This window comes from Henriciella barbarensis (assembly GCF_003576345.1).
Lineage (GTDB): Bacteria > Pseudomonadota > Alphaproteobacteria > Caulobacterales > Hyphomonadaceae > Henriciella > Henriciella barbarensis.
Genome location: NZ_QWGB01000005.1, coordinates 314,099 through 334,961, shown reverse-complemented (window position 1 = coordinate 334,961; position 20,863 = coordinate 314,099). Strand labels below are relative to the sequence as shown.

At 59.5% G+C, this 20,863-nt stretch carries 22 protein-coding genes; 9 read left to right on the top strand and 13 right to left on the bottom strand.

The features are described from left to right. The first annotated feature begins 21 nt into the window (after positions 1–21). On the top strand, positions 22–1,056 hold the full coding sequence (locus tag D1224_RS04500; RefSeq protein ID WP_119378717.1) for an AraC family transcriptional regulator: 1,035 nt from the start codon (positions 22–24) through the stop codon (positions 1,054–1,056). Here the strand turns inward: D1224_RS04500 and D1224_RS04495 are convergent. Genes D1224_RS04495 through D1224_RS04480 form a run of 4 tightly spaced genes read right to left on the bottom strand, consistent with a single transcriptional unit; the run spans position 989 to position 4,904 of the window. Next, positions 989–1,393 (bottom strand): DUF1622 domain-containing protein, encoded by a 405-nt coding sequence (locus D1224_RS04495; RefSeq protein WP_119378716.1) that lies wholly within the window; start codon positions 1,391–1,393, stop codon positions 989–991. The genes D1224_RS04500 and D1224_RS04495 overlap by 68 nt on opposite strands. Before the next feature lie 12 nt (positions 1,394–1,405). Next, on the bottom strand, positions 1,406–2,419 hold the full coding sequence (locus D1224_RS04490) for an adenosine deaminase (RefSeq protein ID WP_119378715.1): 1,014 nt from the start codon (positions 2,417–2,419) through the stop codon (positions 1,406–1,408). 14 nt (positions 2,420–2,433) lie between these two features. Next, on the bottom strand, positions 2,434–2,799 hold the full coding sequence (locus D1224_RS04485; RefSeq protein ID WP_119378714.1) for a hypothetical protein: 366 nt from the start codon (positions 2,797–2,799) through the stop codon (positions 2,434–2,436). 23 nt (positions 2,800–2,822) lie between these two features. Then, complete coding sequence (locus tag D1224_RS04480) at positions 2,823–4,904, bottom strand: alpha/beta hydrolase family protein (protein WP_119378713.1); 2,082 nt, start codon at positions 4,902–4,904, stop codon at positions 2,823–2,825. Between the two features lie 154 nt (positions 4,905–5,058). Here D1224_RS04480 and D1224_RS04475 point away from each other — a divergent pair, with 154 nt between their 5' ends. From D1224_RS04475 to D1224_RS04450, 6 genes are all read left to right on the top strand, one after another. Further along, positions 5,059–5,760, top strand: a complete 702-nt coding sequence (locus tag D1224_RS04475; protein WP_119378712.1) for a hypothetical protein — start codon at positions 5,059–5,061, stop codon at positions 5,758–5,760. Between the two features lie 70 nt (positions 5,761–5,830). Then, positions 5,831–6,391, top strand: coding sequence for a class I SAM-dependent methyltransferase (locus D1224_RS04470; RefSeq protein WP_233350396.1), 561 nt, complete (start codon positions 5,831–5,833; stop codon positions 6,389–6,391). Positions 6,392–6,431: 40 nt separating this feature from the next. Further along, positions 6,432–7,193: a heme-dependent oxidative N-demethylase subunit alpha family protein gene (locus tag D1224_RS04465; protein ID WP_182482164.1), complete on the top strand. Its 762-nt coding sequence runs from the start codon at positions 6,432–6,434 to the stop codon at positions 7,191–7,193. A 123-nt stretch (positions 7,194–7,316) separates the two neighbouring features. Continuing rightward, positions 7,317–7,754, top strand: coding sequence for an EVE domain-containing protein (locus tag D1224_RS04460; RefSeq protein WP_119378709.1), 438 nt, complete (start codon positions 7,317–7,319; stop codon positions 7,752–7,754). Positions 7,755–7,819: 65 nt separating this feature from the next. Continuing rightward, positions 7,820–8,098 carry a hypothetical protein gene (locus tag D1224_RS04455; protein ID WP_147372323.1) on the top strand — a complete coding sequence of 93 codons (279 nt, stop codon included), beginning with the start codon at positions 7,820–7,822 and terminating at the stop codon, positions 8,096–8,098. Positions 8,099–8,173: 75 nt separating this feature from the next. Further along, a complete protein-coding gene (locus tag D1224_RS04450) occupies positions 8,174–8,449 on the top strand; it encodes a hypothetical protein (RefSeq protein ID WP_147372322.1) in 276 nt (91 codons plus the stop codon). Between the two features lie 4 nt (positions 8,450–8,453). Here D1224_RS04450 and D1224_RS04445 read toward each other — a convergent pair whose 3' ends face one another. The 5 genes from D1224_RS04445 to D1224_RS04425 all read right to left on the bottom strand — a co-directional run bounded on the left by D1224_RS04445 (position 8,454) and on the right by D1224_RS04425 (position 14,033). Beyond that, positions 8,454–9,152, bottom strand: a complete 699-nt coding sequence (locus D1224_RS04445) for an aspartate/glutamate racemase family protein (protein WP_119378706.1) — start codon at positions 9,150–9,152, stop codon at positions 8,454–8,456. After that, the gene (locus D1224_RS04440; RefSeq protein ID WP_119378705.1) at positions 9,149–9,679 is read right to left on the bottom strand and encodes a D-glycero-alpha-D-manno-heptose-1,7-bisphosphate 7-phosphatase; all 531 of its coding nucleotides are present in this window, start codon (positions 9,677–9,679) and stop codon (positions 9,149–9,151) included. The genes D1224_RS04445 and D1224_RS04440 overlap by 4 nt, the downstream gene beginning before the upstream one ends. A 50-nt stretch (positions 9,680–9,729) precedes the next feature. Next, complete coding sequence (locus tag D1224_RS04435; protein ID WP_119378704.1) at positions 9,730–11,001, bottom strand: TCR/Tet family MFS transporter; 1,272 nt, start codon at positions 10,999–11,001, stop codon at positions 9,730–9,732. A 102-nt stretch (positions 11,002–11,103) separates the two neighbouring features. After that, entirely contained in the window at positions 11,104–11,958 is an 855-nt protein-coding gene (locus D1224_RS04430) for a DMT family transporter (RefSeq protein WP_119378703.1), read from the bottom strand. A 59-nt stretch (positions 11,959–12,017) separates the two neighbouring features. Beyond that, positions 12,018–14,033 carry a S9 family peptidase gene (locus D1224_RS04425; RefSeq protein WP_233350395.1) on the bottom strand — a complete coding sequence of 672 codons (2,016 nt, stop codon included), beginning with the start codon at positions 14,031–14,033 and terminating at the stop codon, positions 12,018–12,020. 187 nt (positions 14,034–14,220) lie between these two features. Between D1224_RS04425 and D1224_RS04420 the strand changes: the two genes are divergently transcribed. Both D1224_RS04420 and D1224_RS04415 read left to right on the top strand, forming a co-directional pair. Further along, positions 14,221–14,787 carry a LemA family protein gene (locus tag D1224_RS04420; RefSeq protein WP_119378701.1) on the top strand — a complete coding sequence of 189 codons (567 nt, stop codon included), beginning with the start codon at positions 14,221–14,223 and terminating at the stop codon, positions 14,785–14,787. After that, complete coding sequence (locus D1224_RS04415) at positions 14,787–16,487, top strand: DUF2207 domain-containing protein (RefSeq protein ID WP_119378700.1); 1,701 nt, start codon at positions 14,787–14,789, stop codon at positions 16,485–16,487. The genes D1224_RS04420 and D1224_RS04415 overlap by 1 nt, the downstream gene beginning before the upstream one ends. 131 nt (positions 16,488–16,618) lie before the next feature. Here D1224_RS04415 and D1224_RS04410 read toward each other — a convergent pair whose 3' ends face one another. From D1224_RS04410 to D1224_RS04395, 4 genes are all read right to left on the bottom strand, one after another. Continuing rightward, entirely contained in the window at positions 16,619–17,521 is a 903-nt protein-coding gene (locus D1224_RS04410; protein ID WP_119378699.1) for an alpha/beta fold hydrolase, read from the bottom strand. Positions 17,522–17,711: 190 nt separating this feature from the next. Further along, positions 17,712–18,893 carry a vWA domain-containing protein gene (locus D1224_RS04405; protein WP_119378698.1) on the bottom strand — a complete coding sequence of 394 codons (1,182 nt, stop codon included), beginning with the start codon at positions 18,891–18,893 and terminating at the stop codon, positions 17,712–17,714. A 96-nt stretch (positions 18,894–18,989) separates the two neighbouring features. Continuing rightward, positions 18,990–20,075 (bottom strand): hypothetical protein, encoded by a 1,086-nt coding sequence (locus D1224_RS04400; protein WP_119378697.1) that lies wholly within the window; start codon positions 20,073–20,075, stop codon positions 18,990–18,992. Positions 20,076–20,133: 58 nt separating this feature from the next. Continuing rightward, positions 20,134–20,829: a hypothetical protein gene (locus tag D1224_RS04395; protein ID WP_147372320.1), complete on the bottom strand. Its 696-nt coding sequence runs from the start codon at positions 20,827–20,829 to the stop codon at positions 20,134–20,136. Between the last annotated feature and the right edge of the window lie 34 nt (positions 20,830–20,863).

Here is a 20,863-nt window from a genome sequence, read left to right as displayed (position 1 = left end):
GGCGATGCCCGAGGGGGGACAATGGCGGGGGCCACAGTATCAGCTGGTTATACGAAAGCTCTGCTTGATCTTGCCGTCAGTCGCGGCGCCGATCGCGCTCAATTGCTGGATGCGGCCGGTCTGAACGCAAGCGATCTAAAGCAAAGTGAAGCGCGTATTCCGTTTGAGCGGTTCAAACATCTTATGCGCGAAGGCAAACGGCTTTCCGGAGACCCCGCCCTCGCGCTGCGCTTTGGCACCGATGTCAGGTTCAACGTGCTGTCGATTGTCGGGCTGATCTGTTTCGCGGCGCCAACCATGGACGAGGCCTTCCGCCAGATGAACCGGTATGGCCGGCTGGTGATCGAGGTAGAGGGCGTGGGCCGCGAGGACCGCTTTGTCGTCGAGGAGCATGGCGGGCGCACTTATATCGTCGACAAGCGGGCCAATCCGAACAGTTTCTCCGAACTGACTGAATCGACGCTTGGCCGTTTCATCTGCGGGTTTACCCGCATCTTTCCGAAAGTGCCGCTCTATCTGTCTGCCGAGGTTACGCATGCACGGCCCGAATATGGCGATCTCTATGAGGAGTTGCTGGGTGTGCCGGTAAAGTTCGGCCAGGACCGGAACACGATGGAAATCGACCCGGCCTATTTCACGATGAAAATATCGGACTCGCCCGGCTATGTCTTCAGCACGCTGAATGCGCATGCCGACGCTCTCCTCAAGCAGCTCGAAGCGGCAGATACGGTCGCTTCCGAGGTAGAGCGACGCATGATGGCGGACCTGCATACGGGCAATATTAGTATGAAGACGATTGCATTGCAGATGGGCATGAGCCGCCAGACGCTGTACCGCCAGCTAAAGCAGGAAGGTACGAGCTTTGATGAGCTGCTGGACCGGTTGCGCCATCGTTTGGCGATTGACTACCTTGAAGGCGAAAAAGTCTCGGTAAACGAGACTGCCTATCTGGTCGGTTTTTCCGACCCGAGCGCCTTCTCACGAGCCTTCAAGAGGTGGACTGGCCAGCGTCCGAGCGCCGCGACACCCCGATCGCTTCGCTCTCCTCCTGGCTGAGCGCTTCGATCTCCTTGCCGAGGAAATAGCTGACCACGGTGCGCACGCCCGCAACGATGGCGAGCACGATCACATCATCGAGTGTGCGGTGAACGATGGTGAAAAGGATGTCGGCAACGATCAGGAATTCGAGTGCGGCAAGAATATAAGTGCCGAGCTTCAGCCGTCCGCGCTGTAGCGCGGTCGTCACGCTGACAGATGGGGCAAGAAGCCCGGACCCGAGCGTCCAGAGAAAGACCAGCGAGCCGGCCACGAGGATCAGCGCGGAAACAAGCTCAATCCCGTAGGACAGTGTTTCCAGAATGTATTCCAGCTGCGCACCTGCACCGGTCCCCATCAATTCCTCCCGTCAGTGTGCGGCCGCAATGCGATCAATCGCTTCCAAGTGCGGTGCCTGTTCTTCGGCAGACAGAAATGACCCGGTGAAGCTGTTCCTTGCGAGCGTGATGATCTGATCGCGTGTCAGTCCAACAGCTTCAGCCGTGTCGCGGTAGTTCTGGTTCACATAGCCGCCGAAATAGGCTGGATCGTCAGAGTTGATGGTGGCTTTCAGGCCAAGCTCCAGCATTCTCTTCATGGGATGTTGTTTGAGATCATCAACAACGCAAAGCGACAGGTTTGAAAGCGGGCAGACGGTCAGCGTCATCCCGCTCTCGGCAAGGCGTGCGACCAGCGCTTCGTCTTCAAGTGAGCGATTGCCGTGGTCGATCCGGTCGACCTTCAGTTCGTCCAGCGCCTCATAGACGTAGGAGGGCGGGCCTTCCTCGCCTGCATGGGCGACGAGCTTCAGCCCGGCCTTGCGGGCCTCTTCATAGATGCGCGCAAACTTGGAGGGTGGATGACCGTTTTCTGAGCTGTCGAGGCCGATGCCATGGATCCTTGAGAGCCATGGTTTTGCCTGATCCCAAGTCTCAAACGCGTCCTCTTCGGAGAGGTGGCGCAGGAAGCACATAATCAGGCGGTAAGTGATGCCATACTTCGCCTTCGCCGCGTCGAGCGCCTCGAGGATCCCGCTGACCGGCACATCGAAGGAGATGCCCCGCTCTGTATGGCCCTGGGGGTCAAAGAAGACCTCGACATGACGCACATTATCGGCGGCCACGCGCTGCAGATAGGCGTCTGTCAGATCGTGGAAGTCGGCCTCTGTCTGCAGGACCGACATGCCCTGATAATAGATGTCGAGGAAGTCCTGCAGGTTGGAAAACTCATACGCGGCGCGGACTTCCTCAAGCGTCTTGAAGGGAATGTCGACCCTGTTGCGGGCGGCAAATTCGAGGAGCTGCTCAGGCTCGAGGCTGCCTTCGAGGTGAAGGTGCAGCTCTGCCTTGGGCAGGGCGTCGATCAGGGCATCAAGGTCGCTCATTTCATTTCCCGCTTCTATAAATTCAGAGCTTCGAAGAATTTACGCTCGCGATTCATGTCGTCTTCGTCACATAGGATAGCGCGAAGTTTCTCGAACAATACGGAGTCGTCGTATTCGTACATGAAGCGGTTCTCCAGCTCTTTGGAGAGGCGCTGTGCCACAACTTCGGGATCTTGCGGCTCACGAATGATGTGGGACAGCATCCGCGGAAAGCCATATTTGCCGTTGTTAACGGCCTTGGCCGAAACAAACCGTAAGTCCATCTGCCGCGTGCCAAGCGCTTCGCCGAAATCGATAACGCTTGTGATCACGAACTCTTCGGCGAATTTTTCGCCTGGCGGTTTGATGAAGCTTGGGAAGCACTCAACAAGTTTGGCCATCGGATTCTCCGTTTGGTTGGCGCTTATTTCTCGCCTTCTTCGTCCTGCTTTGCAGGATCATATTTCGCGAACCAACCCATAATGTTGTCGGTCTTGGCGATGAGGCGGCTTGGGCGACCAGCGATATAGTGCGGGGAGCCTGGAACGCGGATCAGGGCCGTGTCGACGCCCTGGAGTTTCAGAGCGGTGTAGAACTGCTCAGCTTCCCAGGTTGGCGTGCGCCAGTCTTCCTCGCCCACCATGACGAGCGTCGGCGTGGTCACATTGCCTACGAGCGAGATTGGCGAGAGGTCGAAATAGGCCTGCGGGTTTTCCCACGGGTCCTCACGGATCCAGTGGCGCCAGACGAAGGGCGCGATGTCGCCAGCGAGCGCCATGGTGAACCAGTTAATGACCGGCTTGATGGTCGCGGCTGCTGCAAAACGGTCCGTTTTGCCAACGGCCCATGCGGTGAGCACGCCGCCGCCGGACCCGCCAGTGATGAAGAGACGCTCTGGATCGACATAGTTGCGGGCCACCATCTCATCAACGACGGTCATGAGGTCATCATGGTCGGTAGATGGGTAATTCTTGTCGATCAGCTGGGCGAACTCTTCGCCATAGCCGGTCGAGCCACGGGGGTTGGCCCAGACGGTGACATAGCCTTCAGCGGCATAGCGCTGGATCTCGCTGGCAAAGAAGGGCCCGTACATGGAGAATGGTCCGCCATGGATTTCGAGGATCATCGGATAGCTACCATCGGCCTCGAAGCCATGCGGCAGGGCAACCCATGCCTCAATCTCGCGACCATCGGCGCGCGAGGAGACTTTCACTTCCTCAACGCGTGCCATGTCGAGATAGGGCAGGACATCGGAATTCAGCGAGGTAAGCGTGCGAGCATTCACGCCGCGCCCGGCGACAGCGACCTCAGCCGGCGTGTCAGCTGAGCCGGCTGTGTAGGCGATGATAGGGTTACGGGTCTTGGAAATCGAGAAGTCGGCACCGGCATAGGGCCGGCCGATGGACGTGCCGCCGAGCCCCGAAACAGCGATGGAGGTGTCACCGCGCGTCGTGATCTGAAAGAGATCCATATTGCCCGCGTTCTCAATGGCGCTGTAGAGCGAGCGGCCATCAGGGGCCCATTGCGGGGCGCCGATCTCTCGGTCGAAGTCGGCGGCAATCTCGCGGACGTTCGAGCCGTCGGCGTTCATCAGGTAGAGGTTGGCCTGCTCATAGGCTTTAAGATTATCGTCATGGCCGCGGAACGCGATGGTGCGACCGTCTGGTGAGACGACCGGGCCAAAGTCAGGGCCATCGCGGCTGGTTAGTGCGCGCATGGAAAGATCGGAGAGCTCTACGGCGTAGATTTCGCTCTCGATCGGGTCGAGGTCGGCGTCTTCGGCCGTGTTGCCGGTGATGAGCAGCGTGTCATTGTCGAGCCAGACAGGGCCGCCAAGATCAGCGTCGCCTTTTGTGACCTGGCGCGGTGAGCCGCCATCGGCCGACAGCACAAACGTGTGCGTGGTGCCTTCCTCAAGATAACCCTGGCCGTCAAAGCGGAAGGTCAGATCATCGAAGACGCGGACCGGCTCGCTCCACTGGGCGCCTTCGCGCTGGCTTGGCGGGGTGGCAAAGCTTGGCTTTTCGCCTTTCACAAACATCGAGAAAGCGATCTTGGAGCCGTCGGGCGACCATTTCGCACCGCCAGCGCCGTATTCAAGCTGGGCGAGGGAGAAGCTCTGGCCAGTGTCGAGATAGTGAAGGCGAAGCTGCGGCTTTCCGTCCGCTGAAGCTGTAGAGTAAAGCAGTTTCGTGCCATCGGGTGACCATGATGGGCCACCCGCCGAGGCACCGCCCGTGACGAGGGGGCGCTGCTCGCCAGAGGCAACGTCGATGATCCAGAGGTCGCCGCGGTCGCGGTCGGTCAGCTGGTCCATGGAGTGGCGGACATAGACGATCCTCGAGCCGTCGGGCGAAATCTGCGGCGAGGTGGCATACTCGATATCGAAGACGCGCTCGGCGGTGAAACGGCGACTGTCCTGGTCTTCATTTGTGACCTGCGCTGCCGCGCCCATCGCACAAAATCCGGTCAGGCAGACGCCCGCAAGAAATGCCCAATTTTTCATCTCAAATCCTCCCGCATCATTCAAATCGGCTGAATGTGTAGCATGCACGTTCCGCGATGACAGGGTTAAGCGCGCGTTATTTTGGTGACATGCTGCCCCGATAAGATAGGATTTCGTGGGAAAGGCTGCCTCGGGGGGCGATGGAGATGAAAAGATGGACCTGATCTGGTGGATACTGCCCGCGCTTTCGGGTGTCGTTGGTCTGATGCTGACGTTTGCCGGGCTGGGGCGGCTGTTCAAGCTTCGCGTCATGGCCGGGGCGCTTCGTTTCCTGTTTGGTATCGGCTTTCTGGGCCTTGCGGGTATCGGCACGTTTCTCGGCCTTAACCTGCAGACCTATGAGCGCCTGACCTATGAGCGGCCCGTTGCGCGCGTCACATTTTCGGCGGTTGGCAATGAAGACAATGCGTATCGCGTGAATGTCGATCTCGCGGGTGGCGGTGACGTCACCTGTTTCGATCCGGGTTCGGAAAATGAGCCCTGCATCCTCCAGGGTGATGAATTCTCTCTCGGCGCACGCGTGATCACGTTTGAGCCGATGGCCAACATGCTGGGTTACGACAGCGTCTATCGTCTTGAATACATGGAAGGCCGGATGAACCGGCGCTACAATACAAGCTCTGTCAGCGAGGCGACCAGCAATGGCCTGGCGCTGTCGGAGAACCCCGGTCTCGACGTTTTTGCGCTCGCACGTGAGCAGGGCGAACGGGTCGGCGTAAGAGGGAGCCAGTTCGGCTCTGCTGTTTACGCCCCCATGGCAGATGGCCTCGCCTATGACATTGTGATCACTCAGCAGGCGCTGCGACTTGAGCCAGCCAACGCGGCCGCGCGCCAGCAACTCGAATCTGGGAGCTGAAATCTTGGGGCTTTGGGACAAATTCGTCGTACCACCACTTATCTCGTGTGCCTGCGCGACCAAGCCAATCATGAAGCAGCGCGAAAAGGTCGTGCCACTGGCCACGGGCACTGTACTTGAGCTTGGCTGCGGGTCGGGGACGAATTTCGGGTTCTATGATGCGTCGAAGCTTGAGAAGCTTTACGCGCTGGAGCCCTCACCGGAAATGATCGTGCGCGCCCGCAAGGCGGCAAGTGAACTGGGATGGGCCGACCGGATCGAATTTCTCGAAACGGGCGCTGAGGATGTGCCGTTGCCAGACAACAGCATCGACACGGTCGTCATAACCTTCGTCCTCTGCACCATTCCCGACTGGGCAGGATCTCTGGCGGAGGTTCGCCGGGTCCTGAAGCCGGGCGGCAAGGTTCTCTTCTCTGAACATGGGCTGGCGCCTGACCAGGGCGTCGCCAAATGGCAGCGCCGGGTCGAGCGTTTTTGGAAACCGCTTGCAGGCGGCTGTCACCTGACGCGCGACGCGAAAGCCATGCTGGCCGATGCGGGTTTCGTCATGGAAGACGTGCACACCATGTACTTGCCAAGCACGCCCAAAATTGCCGGCTATGTCAGCTGGGGGCAGGCACGTGCCGCTTAGGTCGCCGCCTTACCTGCCTTTTCTACATGGGCCGCCCACTGTGGCTCCGGCGTTGAAGCCGATCTCTCCGCGCGACTGGTTGCTGCCGGACACCGAAATGGACGGCTGCGAGCTGGACCGGTTGATGCTTTTTGAGGAGCAGCCAGACGAAACTCTTCTCGGAGACCTGAACGGTCCTGCGGCGCGTGAGCTGCTTGCCATGATTGGTGAGGCGGTAAATATATCTTCGCAAAGCTCATTTGAGAACGCGCTCGCAAGGGCCGCGACGCTTGTATCGGATGATCTTTGCTTGCTGGAACGTGACAGCGAAGGCATCTGGCGCCTTATTGCCGGTGCAGTGACCGCGCCAACCTATTGGTCGCTGCCAGAGGTCATAGGCGGCACGCTGCATGATCTGCACGGACCCGTACCAGGCGGCAGCCCGGAACTCGCGACGCGCATCGACCGGATCTTCACCAATCTTGCGCCGGGTAAGGTGCTCGAGCGGTTTAACTGGACTGTGCAGGCGGGGGCTCAGCGCTTCACGCCGGAGCGCCCGCTTTCGCTGGCAGCGGAACCAGAAGACCTCTTCCTGCGCGTCGAGCGCCAGACCATCAGGAAATTGCCGGAAACAGGCGTGATCTGCTTCACCATCCGGGTCTGTCTTGACCCGCTCCTGCCAATCCTTGTCGACGATGATCTTCGTGAAAGTTTCGAGGACGCCTGGATCGGCGCCGACCACAAGGTCCGCGCCTATAAGGGCTGGAATGAGCTGGAGCTGCTGGTGCGCGAAGCCTGCCTTCAGTCGGCGGCGACCGGCTAAGCTGCCTTACCGGCTCGCAATTCAAACACCGGTCAGCCTGGAGCGATGCTGCCTGCACCTTGCTGTCGCAATGGCGCCGAACCGTCTTATGTCTGCTCTCGAAACCATGGAGAGGAGACAGCGATGGCATACTGGCTGTTCAAGTCCGAGCCGTTCAAGTGGAGCTGGGACGACCAGAAGGAAGCCGGCGAAGAAGGCACGCAGTGGACCGGTATTCGCAATTACCAGGCGCGCAATTTCATGCGCGATATGAAGGTAGGCGACAAAGGCTTTTTCTACCACTCCAACAAGGGCCTTGAAGTTGTCGGCATCGTCGAAGTCTCTGCCGAAAGCGCGCAGGATGAGACGACGGACGATGAACGCTGGGATTGTGTTGACCTCCGCGCGGTTTGCGACATGCCGAAATCGGTCACGTTGAAAGACGTCAAGGCGAACGAGAAACTCGAAGACATGGCACTGGTCACCAGCTTCCGACTTTCCGTCCAGCCGGTAAAGGAAGATGAGTGGATCGAGGTTTGCCGTATGGGGGGACTTAACGGAAAGACGCTGAAGCCACTTTAGTCCTTTTAATTGTCGTCATCAGGATGCTACGCCCCTTTCCATAGATTCATATGTAAAGGTAACTGATGACTAAAATTGCAAGTGCGCTGGTCGCCATGGGCTTCGTTCTGGCTGGCTGTACCGCTATTGAGGACCCGTCCGCCAACAGTGAAATGATGGTGGCTGATGACGGCACAGAAGTTGAGTGCCGTCGCATCAAGGAAATGGGCACGATGCTGGGCAAGCGCGTCTGCATGCAGCCCGCTGAGTGGCAGCAGGTCGACCGCGCTGCAGAAGAAGGCGCCGAGGACTTCATGGGGAGTTCACGCGGCGCCGGTCAGGGGCCCGATTCCCCAGGACTGTAGCAATTTATTCACGCCCGAAGACTTGATCTTCGGGCGTTTTTTGTTCGTCTGGACAAACGCACAAGGGGAAAGCGAATGATCAGATTCACAGGCGCGTTTGTCGCGATGGGAGCTTTGCTATCCGGTTGCACCGCAATTGAGGGCCCGTCGACCAACAGCGAGATGGTCATGGCGACCGACGGGCGCGAAGTCGAATGCCGCCGCATCAAGGAAATGGGCACGATGCTTGGCCGGCGTGTTTGTATGGAGCCAGCCGAGTGGGCTCAGATCGACGAACAGGCCGAGGAAGAAGGCCGCCGCTTCATCGACGAGGTCAGCGCTGATGGCGGCTTGATGCCGATGGATCCCTAGCGCTTCACAATATGCCGCAAGCAAGGTCCAGAGCGACCTCACAATGTATGAGCGCTGTGTCGTAGACCGGCAGCGGTGAATTGCCCGCATGGAGCAGCATACCAATTTCGGTGCAGCCGAGAATGACGCTGTCGGCGCCAGATTCTACATATTTTGAAACGATCTCCAGAAACGCATTGCGGCTGTCTTCGGTCGTGATGCCGTTGACGAGTTCCTCGAAAATGATGGCATGTATGCGTGCGCGGTCAGCGGCACCGGGCACGATCACGCCTAGCCCATGCTGGTCTGCGAGTCGGCTTTTATAGAAGTCCTGCTCCATCGTGTACGCCGTCCCAAGCAGCAGCGGGCGCGCGCGTCCATCTGCCTTCAGCCTGATGGCGGTCGCATCCGCAATATGAAGGAACGGCACGCCCAGCGCACTTTCGATCGCTTCGGCGCAGCGGTGCATTGTGTTCGTCGCAAGCAGGACGAGGTCAACCCCGGCCGCTTCCAGTTCTTTTGCGGCGCGCGCGAGATGCCGGCCCGCCCCCGCCCAGTCGCCGGCCTTCTGCATGGCCTGAATCTCACCAAAGTTCATCGAAGCGATGATGCAGTCCGCTGTCGCCAGCTCTCCGAGGCGCTCACGCGCGCCAGCATTCAGCGCGCGATAATAAATGACCGTGCTCTCAGGACTCATTCCGCCGAGGATGCCGATCCGCTTCATCCGCGCACGCCATCCTCAAAACTCGCGAGCGCCCATTCTGCGAAAACGCCAAGATTGCCACCCCTGAACAGGAAGGCGCCGACGCCAGCTGCGCGGGCCGCGTCGATATCGGTATCCTTATCGCCGATCAGGAAGCTCTGTTCGCGGTTGACGTTGTAGTCCGCCATGGCCTGCAGCAGCATGCCTGGGCCGGGCTTGCGGTCGATGCTGGCCTTGCGATAGCGCGCGATCTCTCCGTCTTCATGCCAGGGCGCATGATAGAAGCGGTCGATATGGGCACCGGCCTCTTTCAGCTCTTCCGTCATATGGTCATGCAGGGCCTGCATATCGGCTTCGGTGTAGTAACCGCGCGCGATGCCTGACTGATTAGTGACCACGAAGACATACCAGCCACGCTTGTTGAAATTCGCGATGCAGGTCTTGGCGCCCTCTATCCACTCAAAGTCCTCGACGCGGCTGACATAACCGCGGTCGACATTGAGGACGCCGTCGCGGTCCAGGAAAAGGGCGGGGCGTCGTTCGGCCATATGGTTTCCTAAGCCAACCGCAGCGGCTGCACCAGATCAGGGCGCTGCATTCAGCTGCTTACGGTTTCGTCCTGTCCAATCTCTGACACGGCCTGCCGGTTCGCGCGCACGCCAAGCATGAATGGAATAAGACAGAGCGCCGTGAGCATTGACGCGAGGAGGAAAGCTGCGCCGGGGAAGTAGACGGGCGCATCGGGCGCCGAGAAAGCATGCAGCGTCTGCGTCATCAGAAGCGGTGCGAAGATGATCGAAAACGCATTTAGGCTGGCGGTTGCCCCTTGCAGCTCTCCCTGGGCGTTGCGCGGTGTCAGGCCTGACATGATCTGGTTGATCGATGGGCCGAATACGCCGCCAAGCGCGCTGAGCGGAATGATCGCATAGATCATCCAGCCCTGTACCGCGCCGGCAAAGAGACCGAGCGCGAGCACTATGACCGCTATACCACCAAGGGCGGTGCGCACGGGACCGAACCGCTTGATGGCAGGCCCTATCAGCAGGACCTGGGTTACCGCTGAGCCCAGCCCGACTGCGGCAAGCGACAGGCCGATCTGAGTCTCGGACCAGTCATAGCGGATGTCGGAATAGAAGTTCCAGGTCGATGGGAAGACGCTGTGCGCAAACTGGAAGATGCCAAAGGCGACAATGAACCAGCCGACCTTCGGGATTTTCGAGAAGTGCTTTACCGCGCCGAACGGGTTTGCACGTTTCACATCAAAAGCCCGGCGGTCTTCCTTCGCGAGCGACTCGGGCAGGACAAAGAACCCATAGAGGAAGTTCGCGATGGACAAAGCCGCAGCGCCGAAGAAGGGAAGCCGCGTATCGATCGACCCCAGAAGGCCCCCAATGGCGGGGCCGAGAATGAAGCCTATGCCAAAGGCTGCGCCAATCATGCCAAACGCCTTGCCGCGCTCTTCAGGCTCGGTCACGTCGGCGATATAGGCGTTCGCTGTCGAGAAAGTGGCCGATGAAATACCGGTCAGCGCCCGGCCGATGAAGAGCAGCCAGACCGAGTCGGCGAACCCCATGATGATGAAGTCCATCCCAAGCGTTGCGATGGAAACCAGCATGACCGGTCGCCTGCCATAACGGTCAGACAGATTGCCGATCGTGGGCATGGCGACAAAGTTGAGGATGCCATAGGTGGCCATCAGATAGCCGCCGATAACGATCGTCTCTGAGGCTGGATTGCCGGTCAGCTCTTCAAGCAGCGACGGCATGACCGGGATGATGATGCCAAAGCCGATCATGTCCATGGCCACACAGACAATGACGAACAGGAAGGCATTCTTCCCATGCTTGCGGGTGGCGGGGGCCTCACTCATGGCGCAAGGCAATGGCCGGGAACGGCGCGGGCGTCAATCCGGTCATCAGCAGCTTGCGGCTTTCGGGTCACTGTGTCTCTGCCCTACCGGGGGTGAAACCTGTCAGCCCGCCGGCTTCTGGCGCGCGAAACTCGCAAGGGCGACGCCGCCAAGGATAAGGCCGGTAGCAACGGCAAATCGCAGGGTCAGCGGCTCGCCCAGGAAGATCATGCCGCCAATGGCTGCGAGTGCCGGGACGGTCAATTGAGCGATGGCGGCAAGGCTGGAGCTGAGGTCGCGTAGCGCCGCATACCAGATCGCATAGCCGAGCCCCGACGTAATAGCGCCCGAAGCAAGAGCATAGCTGACGCCCTCGATGCTGGGAGCAGTTTCGCCACTGAACAGGAGGGCGGGGAACGCGACCAGAAGAACAAGCACAGAGGCGCGCACGAAATTGCCCGCCGTCAGCTGCGTCGGCTGATCAGCGCCGCGCCCTCTCAGGGAGTAAATCCCCCAGCCTGCACCTGCTGCACCCATGAGAAGCGCACCCGCAAGCGGCGGCGCTTCAAGGCCGGGCAGGAGTAGCCAGGCAAGCCCGCCGAGGGCCAGCGCGAGTCCGGCCCACCGCGTTGCTGGTAGCCGTACCCCTTTCAGGATGCCCCAACCGATCATGGTCATCTGGACCATGGCAAAGAGGATGAGCGCGCCAGTCCCCGTCGCAAGCGTCAGATAGGCGAGGGAAAAAGCGGCGGCATAGAGAAGCAAGGCAGCGCCCGACGCCCAGCTGCCAGACCCTAAGGCGCGCCGGGGCGAGACAATTAGCGCCAGTACGGTCGCGCCCGCGACAAGGCGAATGAGGGTAAAGCTCCACGGGCCTGCCTCACCTGTCGCCATCGCAAGGCGCGCGAGCACGGAGTTCGCGGCAAATGCCGACATGGCGAGGGCCGTCACGAGAAAAAGGCGAAGGGGAAAAGCCATCACGCGCCCCGATGCCTGAAACCGGGACGCGTGACCAGAGCGTTAAACAAAAGACGCGCCTATTCGGCGGCGCCATCACCCATGAGCTGTTCTTCGAGGAATTTAGCCTGACGGCGGAAATAGAAGAGCTGGTTCTTCAGCTTGCGCCAGCCATGGCCCTCATCCGGAATGCGTACATAGGGCGTCTCAATGCCATTCTCGCGCAATGTCTTCACCATGATCTCGGTTTCGTAGATGTCGATGCGCGGATCCTGGACGCCATGGGAGTAGAGGACTGGCACCTTGATCTGGTCTGCGAGAGTGACCGGCGAGTTCTCGGTATAATAGTCGATCCATTCCTGCTCGCGGATATCGCCATATTCGATCCGATCCGACGCCTTGAGACCGGGTGATGCGACCTGAAGCGCGGTCACCCAGTTGCCGACACCGAACAGCGAAGCGCCTGCATCGAACGCATCGGGATAGAGCGCCAGCACCGCGTTCACCATATAGCCGCCATAGGAGCCGCCCACCACGGCCGCCCGGCTTGTATCGACGCGGCCGTCTTCTTCGAGCGCCGCCAGCATGTCGATCAGGTCGCGCACGCTGTCGCGGCGTTTCTTCTGGTCATCCAGCGTCACATAGGTGCGCCCGAAACCGGTAGAGCCGCGCACATTCGGCTCGAAGACCGCAAGGCCGCGGTCGAGGTGGTATTGCACCACCGCATCAAAGTTCGCGACGGACTGGCCGGTCGGCCCGCCATGCACGAAGAAGATGACCGGCGGCGGCCCCTCCGCGGTTCGTGAGCTGTCATCAGGCAGGTAGAGCAGCCCCTGCAACTCAACCCCGTCCCGCGCCATCATGCGAACGCTTTCAGGGCGAACGAGGCGCTCTGGGTTCAGACCCGCATAATTGGAAGCGAAGACCTGGGTGTGGTTACCTGTCTCGAGGTCCACCACATAGACGTCGCCCGGCGTACGCCAACCGCTGGCCCTAATGGCTAGCTTTGAGCTCTCCATTGAACAGCTCGTCTGATACTGGCCTTCTGGCAGGAAGCTCAGATCGAGACCCGCACTCTCTCCATTCTGATTGATGTGCAGCGTATCGAAGCCGTCGACATTCTCGGTGAACACCATGTATTCGCCGCCTTCGCCGCAAAGCTCAATCCCGCCGAGATCATAGTCGGCTTCCTTCACGACGCTCATCTCGCCCGTGGCGACGTCATAGCGGGTGATGGCTGAAAATTCGCGGTCCTCATTTGACGAAAAATAGAAGGCTGAAGAGTCCGGCAGCCAGGCGAACCCCCCGCTCGTATGATTGGCGCGCGGGTCTGGCCTGGCGAGCGTCGTCATTTCGCGGCTTTCAATGTCCAGGAGGTAGAGATTGTCGGAATCCTCGCCCACCGTCTCGCTGACGATCAGCTTGTCGCCATCAGGCGAGATGTCATGCGCGAAAAAGCCGAACGTCCCTTCATGAAGCCGGCTCGTCTCTCCCGTCGAAAGGTCGGCCGTGTAGATGTCGAAGTTCTGACCATTGCGTTCAGTCGAAGCGAAAGCAATCGTTTCGCCGTCCGCGCCGAAATCGCCGAAGGCGCGGAAGCCGCCTTCGACTGCAGCAAGGACAAGGGCTTCGGACGAACCGTCGGCAGCGATGCGGTAGTAGGACTCCTGCTCATTGCCGTCATTGTCGGCGCCATAGATCAGCGTCTCGCTATCTGGCGACCATGAGAAGAATGTGATGCCATTTCCGAAAGTGAGCTGTTGTGGCTGACCCCCGCGGACTGCAAGGCTCCAGAGTTGCGGTTCGCCGGTTACGTCCCAGCGAAACGCGAGTGTTTCACCATCGGGCGAGATCGAAATGCTCCCTGCACCGTTTGCGAGGAGGTAGCGCGCAATATTGGCCGGGTCCTGTCCCGCGAGACCGACATTCACCGCTTCATTCTGAGGCGTCATGGCCTCAAGCGACATGTCCGGGCCTGACTGACCGCCAAAGGACGCTTCCGAAGCGGGGTTGCCTGCGGCAGCCTCGGCCTCCTGCGCCACTGCGGGCAGGGCGAGCATGGTTGAGCCAAGAAGGGCGATCAGCGCGTTTCTCATGTCCATTCCTCCGGTGGATTGCGCTTTGGGTGCGCCTGACGCGTGGTGCTGTCAACTGAGAGGGAGGCTGGATGCTGGAGGGACGTCAGTCTGCATCTATCCTGGGCGCACCCCGCCAACAAAGGCCTTAACAGGGGGGCTGCGATGGCCGATAGTCACATCTGGCTTTTAAAGAAGAGGAGCCTTCATGGCTGCGCTTTTCGTCCTGATCGGTGTCCTGATCCTGCTCGTTGTAACCGCGATCATCCTCTACAATAATCTGGTGGCCCGGCGTCAGATGGTGAACAATGGCTGGGCTGATATCGACGTCCAGCTAAAGCGCCGCGCTGACCTCATCCCCTCTCTTGTTGCAACCGTGCGCGGCTATGCCAGTCATGAGCGTCAGCTGTTCGAGGAGGTCGTGGAGAAGCGCAATCAGGCCCGCGAGGCCGGCGATGATGCTGTCGCGCGCGGGGCCGCCGAGAGCGCGCTCTCACGCCCGATCGGCAAGCTGTTCGCGCTCGGCGAAGACTATCCAGAGCTCAAGGCCAGCGCCAATTTCAAGGATTTGCAGGACGACCTCTCCGACACCGAAAACAAGATCGAAATGGCCCGCCGCTTCTATAATGGCGCGGTGCGTGAGCTGAACACCGCCGTAGAGACGTTCCCCGGTAGCCTCATCGCAGGTCCGTTCGGCTTCCATCAGGCCGCGTACTTCGAGATCGAAACCGCAGACAGGGCCCTGCCGGAGGTCGATTTCGGAGAAAAATCGTGATGATCCGCGTCCTCGCTCTTGTCTGTGTGCTTGTTGCGGCCGTGATCCCGGCAGCCGCCGAAGAGGTCATCAACCGTTTCGATGTGGGCATCGACGTTCAGCAGAATGGCGATGTGCAGGTTGAGGAAAGGATCGAGATCGTTGCAGAACATGACCAGATCAATCGCGGTATTTTCCGTACGCTGCCGCGTTACTACCTGCTCGATGGAGAGCGACTTCGCTTCAATTATGACATCATCTCAGTCCGACGCGATGGCAACAAAGAGCCTTATGAGACAGACGCTGACGGAAATGATTATACGCTGCGAATAGGCGACCCAGACATTCGCATTGCGCGCGGCCCTCACACCTATGAAATCACTTATCGTGTGAGGAACCAGGTCCGCTATCTCGACGACGCTGATGAGTTCTACTGGAACGTCACGGGCACGCAGTCGCCCTTTCCAATCCGGCAGGCCTCAGCACGTGTGACCTTTCCCGGCGAAGTCGGTATTCTTCGCCAGTCTGGCTATACCGGGCCACAGGGTTCAACCACGAGCGACTACTCTTACTCACGAGAAGGTAGCACTCACGTTTTTGAAACTAGCGCACCGCTCGGGCCGTATGAGGGGCTGACCGTTGCGATGGCGGTCGAGAAAGGCGTCATCGATCCGCCGTCCGCGGGTGACAAGCGCGCACTTTGGTGGCAGCGGCATGGCTCGCTTGCTGTCCTGCTCGCCTCGCTCATCGGGGTTTTCGTTTTCCTCTACCGCTCCTGGAATCGCGTCGGGCGCGATCCGGCGCGCGGGCCTGTCTTCGCGCTTTATGAGCCGCCTGCAGGATATTCACCTGCCGCTTGCCACCACATCTATCTTCGCGGCTTTGATGACCATGATGCGCTGATTTCGACACTGGTAAACCTTGGCATCAAGGGCAGGCTCGACATCGATGCCGAGGACAAGAAGAACACTGTGCTTACACCAAAGCAGGTCTCTGCTGCCCCGCGCCTGCCTGCCGAAGAATGGACGCTGTACCGCAAGCTTTTTTCTGGCAGCGATCCAGTCACTCTTGGTAAGAGCTATGACAAGGGCTTCACCGCCGCCTATCAGGCCTTCCGCAAGAAGGTGTCGGACAAGTTCGGCTCTGACTACTTTCGCTGGAATCTTGGCTACACGCTGGTCGCCATTGCGCTGTCTGCTATCGCCATCATCTTTGCAATCGTTCACGCGACCAACTGGAATAACTGGCTAACGGGCCTCGTCATCGCGATCGCGGCTATGAACGGGCTTTTCATGTATCTGATGCCCGCCGCCACCCAGAAGGGCGAGGACGTCCGCACGAAAATCAAGGGCTTCAGGCTCTACATGGAGACGGCTGAGAAGCTGCAGCTTAACGCGGCTGAAGTTGGCGGCGACCAACCTCCGCCTATGACGAAGGAGAGGTACGAAACCTTTCTGCCCTACGCCATTGCGCTCGGCGTGGAGAAGCCCTGGACCAAGCATTTTGAGTCCGTCCTGCCTCAGGAAGCAGCCGATTATAATCCCGGCTGGAGCGCAGCCCATATGGGACGCGGCTCTGTGGCCAGCCTAAACAAGGCGGTCACGGCGAATGTGGCAGCGGCTGTTGCGGCCTCCATGCCGCAAAGCTCATCCTCTTCCGGCTCCGGTGGCGGAGGATTCTCCGGCGGCGGCGGGGGCGGTGGCGGCGTCGGCGGCTGGTAAGAGCTGAGAATAACAAACCGTCCATCCCGGCGAAAGCCGGGATTCCTCTAAGCTAAATCCCACCATGCTGCACCAGATCCCGGCCTTCGCCGGAATGAGTTGTTCAGACACGCCGTCTGAGTTTTCGGCCTTCAGCCCGGTTCGTTCGCTTTCAGGAAGGGGACGATCTTGTCCAGCAGCGGCTGGACCATCGCCGTCGGCATGTCATGGCCCCACTTGTCGATGATTTCGAGCTTTGCGCCCGGCACGCGCTTGGCGATGTCTTCGCCACAAGCTGGCAGGATGAGCGGGTCGATCGCCCCATGCAGGACCAGCGTCGGCATGTTGATCGTGGATAGCCGCTCATGCCAGCGCGGCTGGGCGAGGATGGCGGCATATTGACGGGCAACGCCCATGGGCCGGTCCGACCGGTTGAAACTCGCGCGGGCACTCTCTGCGGTTTCTTCATCGCTATTGCGGACACCGTCAGCAGATCCGATGACACGGCGCGATGCGACGGAAATTTCTGCCACCGCATCGGCAGTCCGCATCTCCGGCTGGGCGGTCAGGGCTTTTTGCGCTTCGGGTGTCGAGCGCGGCAGGCTCGGCTCACCAGATGTCGTCATCACAGGGATAAGCGTGCGCACTTTTTCGGGATGATTGAGCGCAATCAACTGCACAATCATGCCGCCCATCGAATTACCCATGACGTCGGCCTTGTCTGCGCCAAGCGCAGTGATCAGAGCAGCTGCATCGGCGGCCATATCGTCGAGAAGATAAGGCACCTCCTTCGACATGTCCTTGCCTTCGGAAAGGCCCTGGATGATATCGCCGGGGGCGGGGGGGATTTCATTGGTGAACTCTGTCGACAGGCCGATATCGCGATTGTCGAAGATGACGACACGGCGCCCTGCGGCGGCCAGACCTTCTAGATAGCTTTCCGGCCATGAGATCATCTGCGTCGAGAACCCAGATACGAGAAGCAACATCGGATCGTCCGGATTGCCGATCTCGCGGTATTCGATTTCAATGCCATTGACCTTGATACGTGGCATGCGCGCGTCTCCTCACTCTATTTTGTTTTCCGGGATTTAGAAGGGTTGCCGTTAGGGCTGTAAAGGCGCGGCAAGCGTTAATGGTTCGACTTCGCTCACCAAACAGAATTCCGAAAAGATACAAAAAAGCCCGCATGGTGAGCGCAGTGGAACCATGCGGGCTTTTCTATTTACACCAGTCAACAAAGAGCTATCGGCTGAGTTCCTTCATCGCGTCTTCGAGGCCCTGCAGGGTCATCTCGAACATGCGGCCCGGGCCGATCAGCTCGTTAATCAGCTTGATGGAGCCGGTATAGTCCCAGGCGCCTGCCTTGACCGGGTTGAGCCAGACAAAGTTCGGGAACTGCTCCACGAAACGCTGGATCCAGAGGCCGCCAGCCTCCTCGTTCCAGTGCTCGACCGAGCCGCCTGCATAGGTGATCTCGTACGGGCTCATCGTGGCGTCGCCAACGACGATGACCTTGTAGTCGGAGGGGTATTTATGGAGCACGTCCCAAGTCGGGATGCGCTCATTCATACGGCGGCGATTGTCCTTCCACAGACCTTCATAGATGCAGTTGTGGAAGTAGTAGTATTCGAGGTTCTTGATCTCTGAGCGGGCCGCCGAGAACAGCTCCTCCATGACGCGGACGTGCGGGTCCATGGAGCCGCCGACATCCATCAGCAGCAGGACCGAGACCGTATTGCGCTTTTCGGGGCGCATCTCGATATCGAGATAGCCCTGCTTGGCCGTCTTGCGGATCGTATTGTCGAGGTCGAGTTCCTCATTGGCACCGTCACGCGCCCATTTGCGCAGGCGCTTCATCGCGATTTTGATATTGCGCGTGCCGATCTCGACGCTGTCGTCGTAATTCTTGAATTCGCGCTTGTCCCAGACCTTGACCGCGCGGCGGTGACGGGACTTTTCCTGCCCGATGCGGACGCCTTCCGGGTTGTAGCCATTGGCGCCAAAAGGTGATGTGCCGCCTGTGCCAATCCATTTATTACCGCCTTCATGGCGTTTCTTCTGCTCATCAAGGCGCTCTTTCAACGTCTCCATGAGCTTTTCGAAACCGCCCATGGCCTCGATCTCGTCCATCTCCTCCTTGGTGAGGAATTTCTCCGACATCTTGCGCAGCCACTCTTCCGGCAGGTCCTGCACGTCGACGGCGTCCTGCATCGTGTCGAGGCCCTTGAAGACGTGGCTGAAGACGCGGTCGAATTTGTCGAGGTTGCGCTCATCCTTCACGAGAGCCGCACGCGAGAGATAGTAGAAGTCCTCGACCTCCATCTCGATCACGTCATTATCCATCGCTTCGAGCAAAAGGAGATACTCCTTCAGCGTGACGGGAATCTTGGCGGAACGAAGTTCGTTGAAGAAGTTGAGGAACATGGGCGGCTATCTCTCCAGTCTCTTCCGAACACATTAGCGCGCGCCAGCCCTCTGTCCAAGGGCTGACGCGGCGCAACTGGAAGATAAGAGCGTTGCCTACCAACGCAGGTCGGCACGGATCTCCGCAACGGCATTGTGATCATGCGCAGCATACCAGCTTATGTCCGCACCATTTTCGAGCGCGAGCACAGTTGTCCGGTTCTGCTGCGCTTCCTCGCTATCGTGCCCGAACTCGCGGAATTTCAGATGCTCATCCGCCTGGTCATGCATCTCCTCCAGCAAGGCGCTTTCGAGCGGCAGATAGAGCGTGCCGAGCTGTCCAGCCCTGGCCGCATCCTGCAGGTCAGGCAAGCTCTTGCCCTCTGGCAGCTTCCCGTCACCAACGGGCTCATCGCTGAAAGCGTCCTTGATGTGCTGTTCGACCGCGTCAGCGCCGCCTGCATGGTGCTGGACGATATCGAAACGACCGGGTGCCATCACCTTGGCAAAGTGACCGACCGTGCCCTCTTCACCGATGATGTGGAGCGTTTCGGTCTGCGGGGGCAGGGCATCGTCGACGGCATTCGCGATCTCTTCGTAGAACGCGCCGTCAGTCTTGTCCCTTTCCTCATCCTGGCCGGCACCCAGCGCATGGTAGACGGAGCGCCCGTCGCTATTGCGGGCCGACCCGCGCGAACCTGAATGGAAGAAGACATCATCCTGAACGTGGCGGCGCGCTTCGACAGATCGGTACTTGGGCGCGTCCAGACGATCGGTCATGTCTTTGACATTGCCACCCTGATAAAGGAACAGCTTCGGCTCATCCTTGGTCACGAAAAGGACCCAATGTGTCTTGCGGCTTTGATAGTCAGCCAGCAGCGGCAGTATAAATGCGTGCTCGCCTGTCGTGATTGATGCGACCGGGCGTGAATTGAGGTGGGCCATCCTGCGGTTCTGCTTGTCCTCGAAAAGCGCGATACCGTTGGCGCGAAAATCGGCGAGTTCAAAGTTCTCGAGACGCTCTTTGATGAAGGCTGCGTCCGGGGCATGCTTTTCGACGGCGTCGATGACATTCTTGCGCAGGATGCGCCATTTCTCTCCGCCAACTTCCACGGCTGGGCGCGGAACGTAAACGCTCGTCGTCTTGTCGGAAAAGTCGGCGAATGCTTGCCTGAAAGTGTCGAGGGATGTCTGTTCTGACATGGTCTTCTCCTTGCTTGTCTATTGGCAAAACAACGGACTTGCGAAGGCGGCGTTCCCGCTAACCCTCTGTATTGGCTGATTGCGGCAGCGCGTCGGGGACCGGGCTCTCAGAGCCGGCAGAGTAGGAGGTGCCGCCCTGGACAAGAAAGCGGGACACCTGCCGCCCGCCCATCAGCTCATCATAGAGCAGGTTGCCATGGCCGAGGTTCAGACCGCCGCCCGGAAGGTCCACGAACCCTGTCTCCGCAGCATTGGCGAGCGTCGCTACCACAGAGTTGGAATTCTGAAACAGAAAGTTGTAGTTCAACCGCGCTTCATCAATCGCGCGCGCGAGCACGGTAACCTTTCGCCAGCGCTCTTGGCCGAAATCCCGTGCAATGACACCGACACGCTGCGTTCCGCGCGGTTGCCTCATTGGGGAATGCGGGCTTTCCCCCCAAGGCATGGGGCCAAGAACGCGCAACTCGCCGGCCTCGGGATAGGCGGTAATGACTTCTGGCTTGCGGCCCGCTTCGGCCACGTGCACGAGATGCGAATGCTCGCCGATCCGGGCGACGTCGAACTCGATCTTGACCAGCACGTTTTCGCCGAACACCAGCTGGAATGCCTCATCACCACGTCCGGCAAGCAGACGGAAGTCTTCCGCGCAAATACCATCGCGATGCACGCGCGTTCGAAGTTGCGCAATCAGCGCATCACTTTCAGGAAGGCCGTCCGGCCAGATATCTTCAAATGTCAGAAGGCATGTCGTCACGGTTGATTGAACGCGCAGGCCTGCCGCGTGGTTG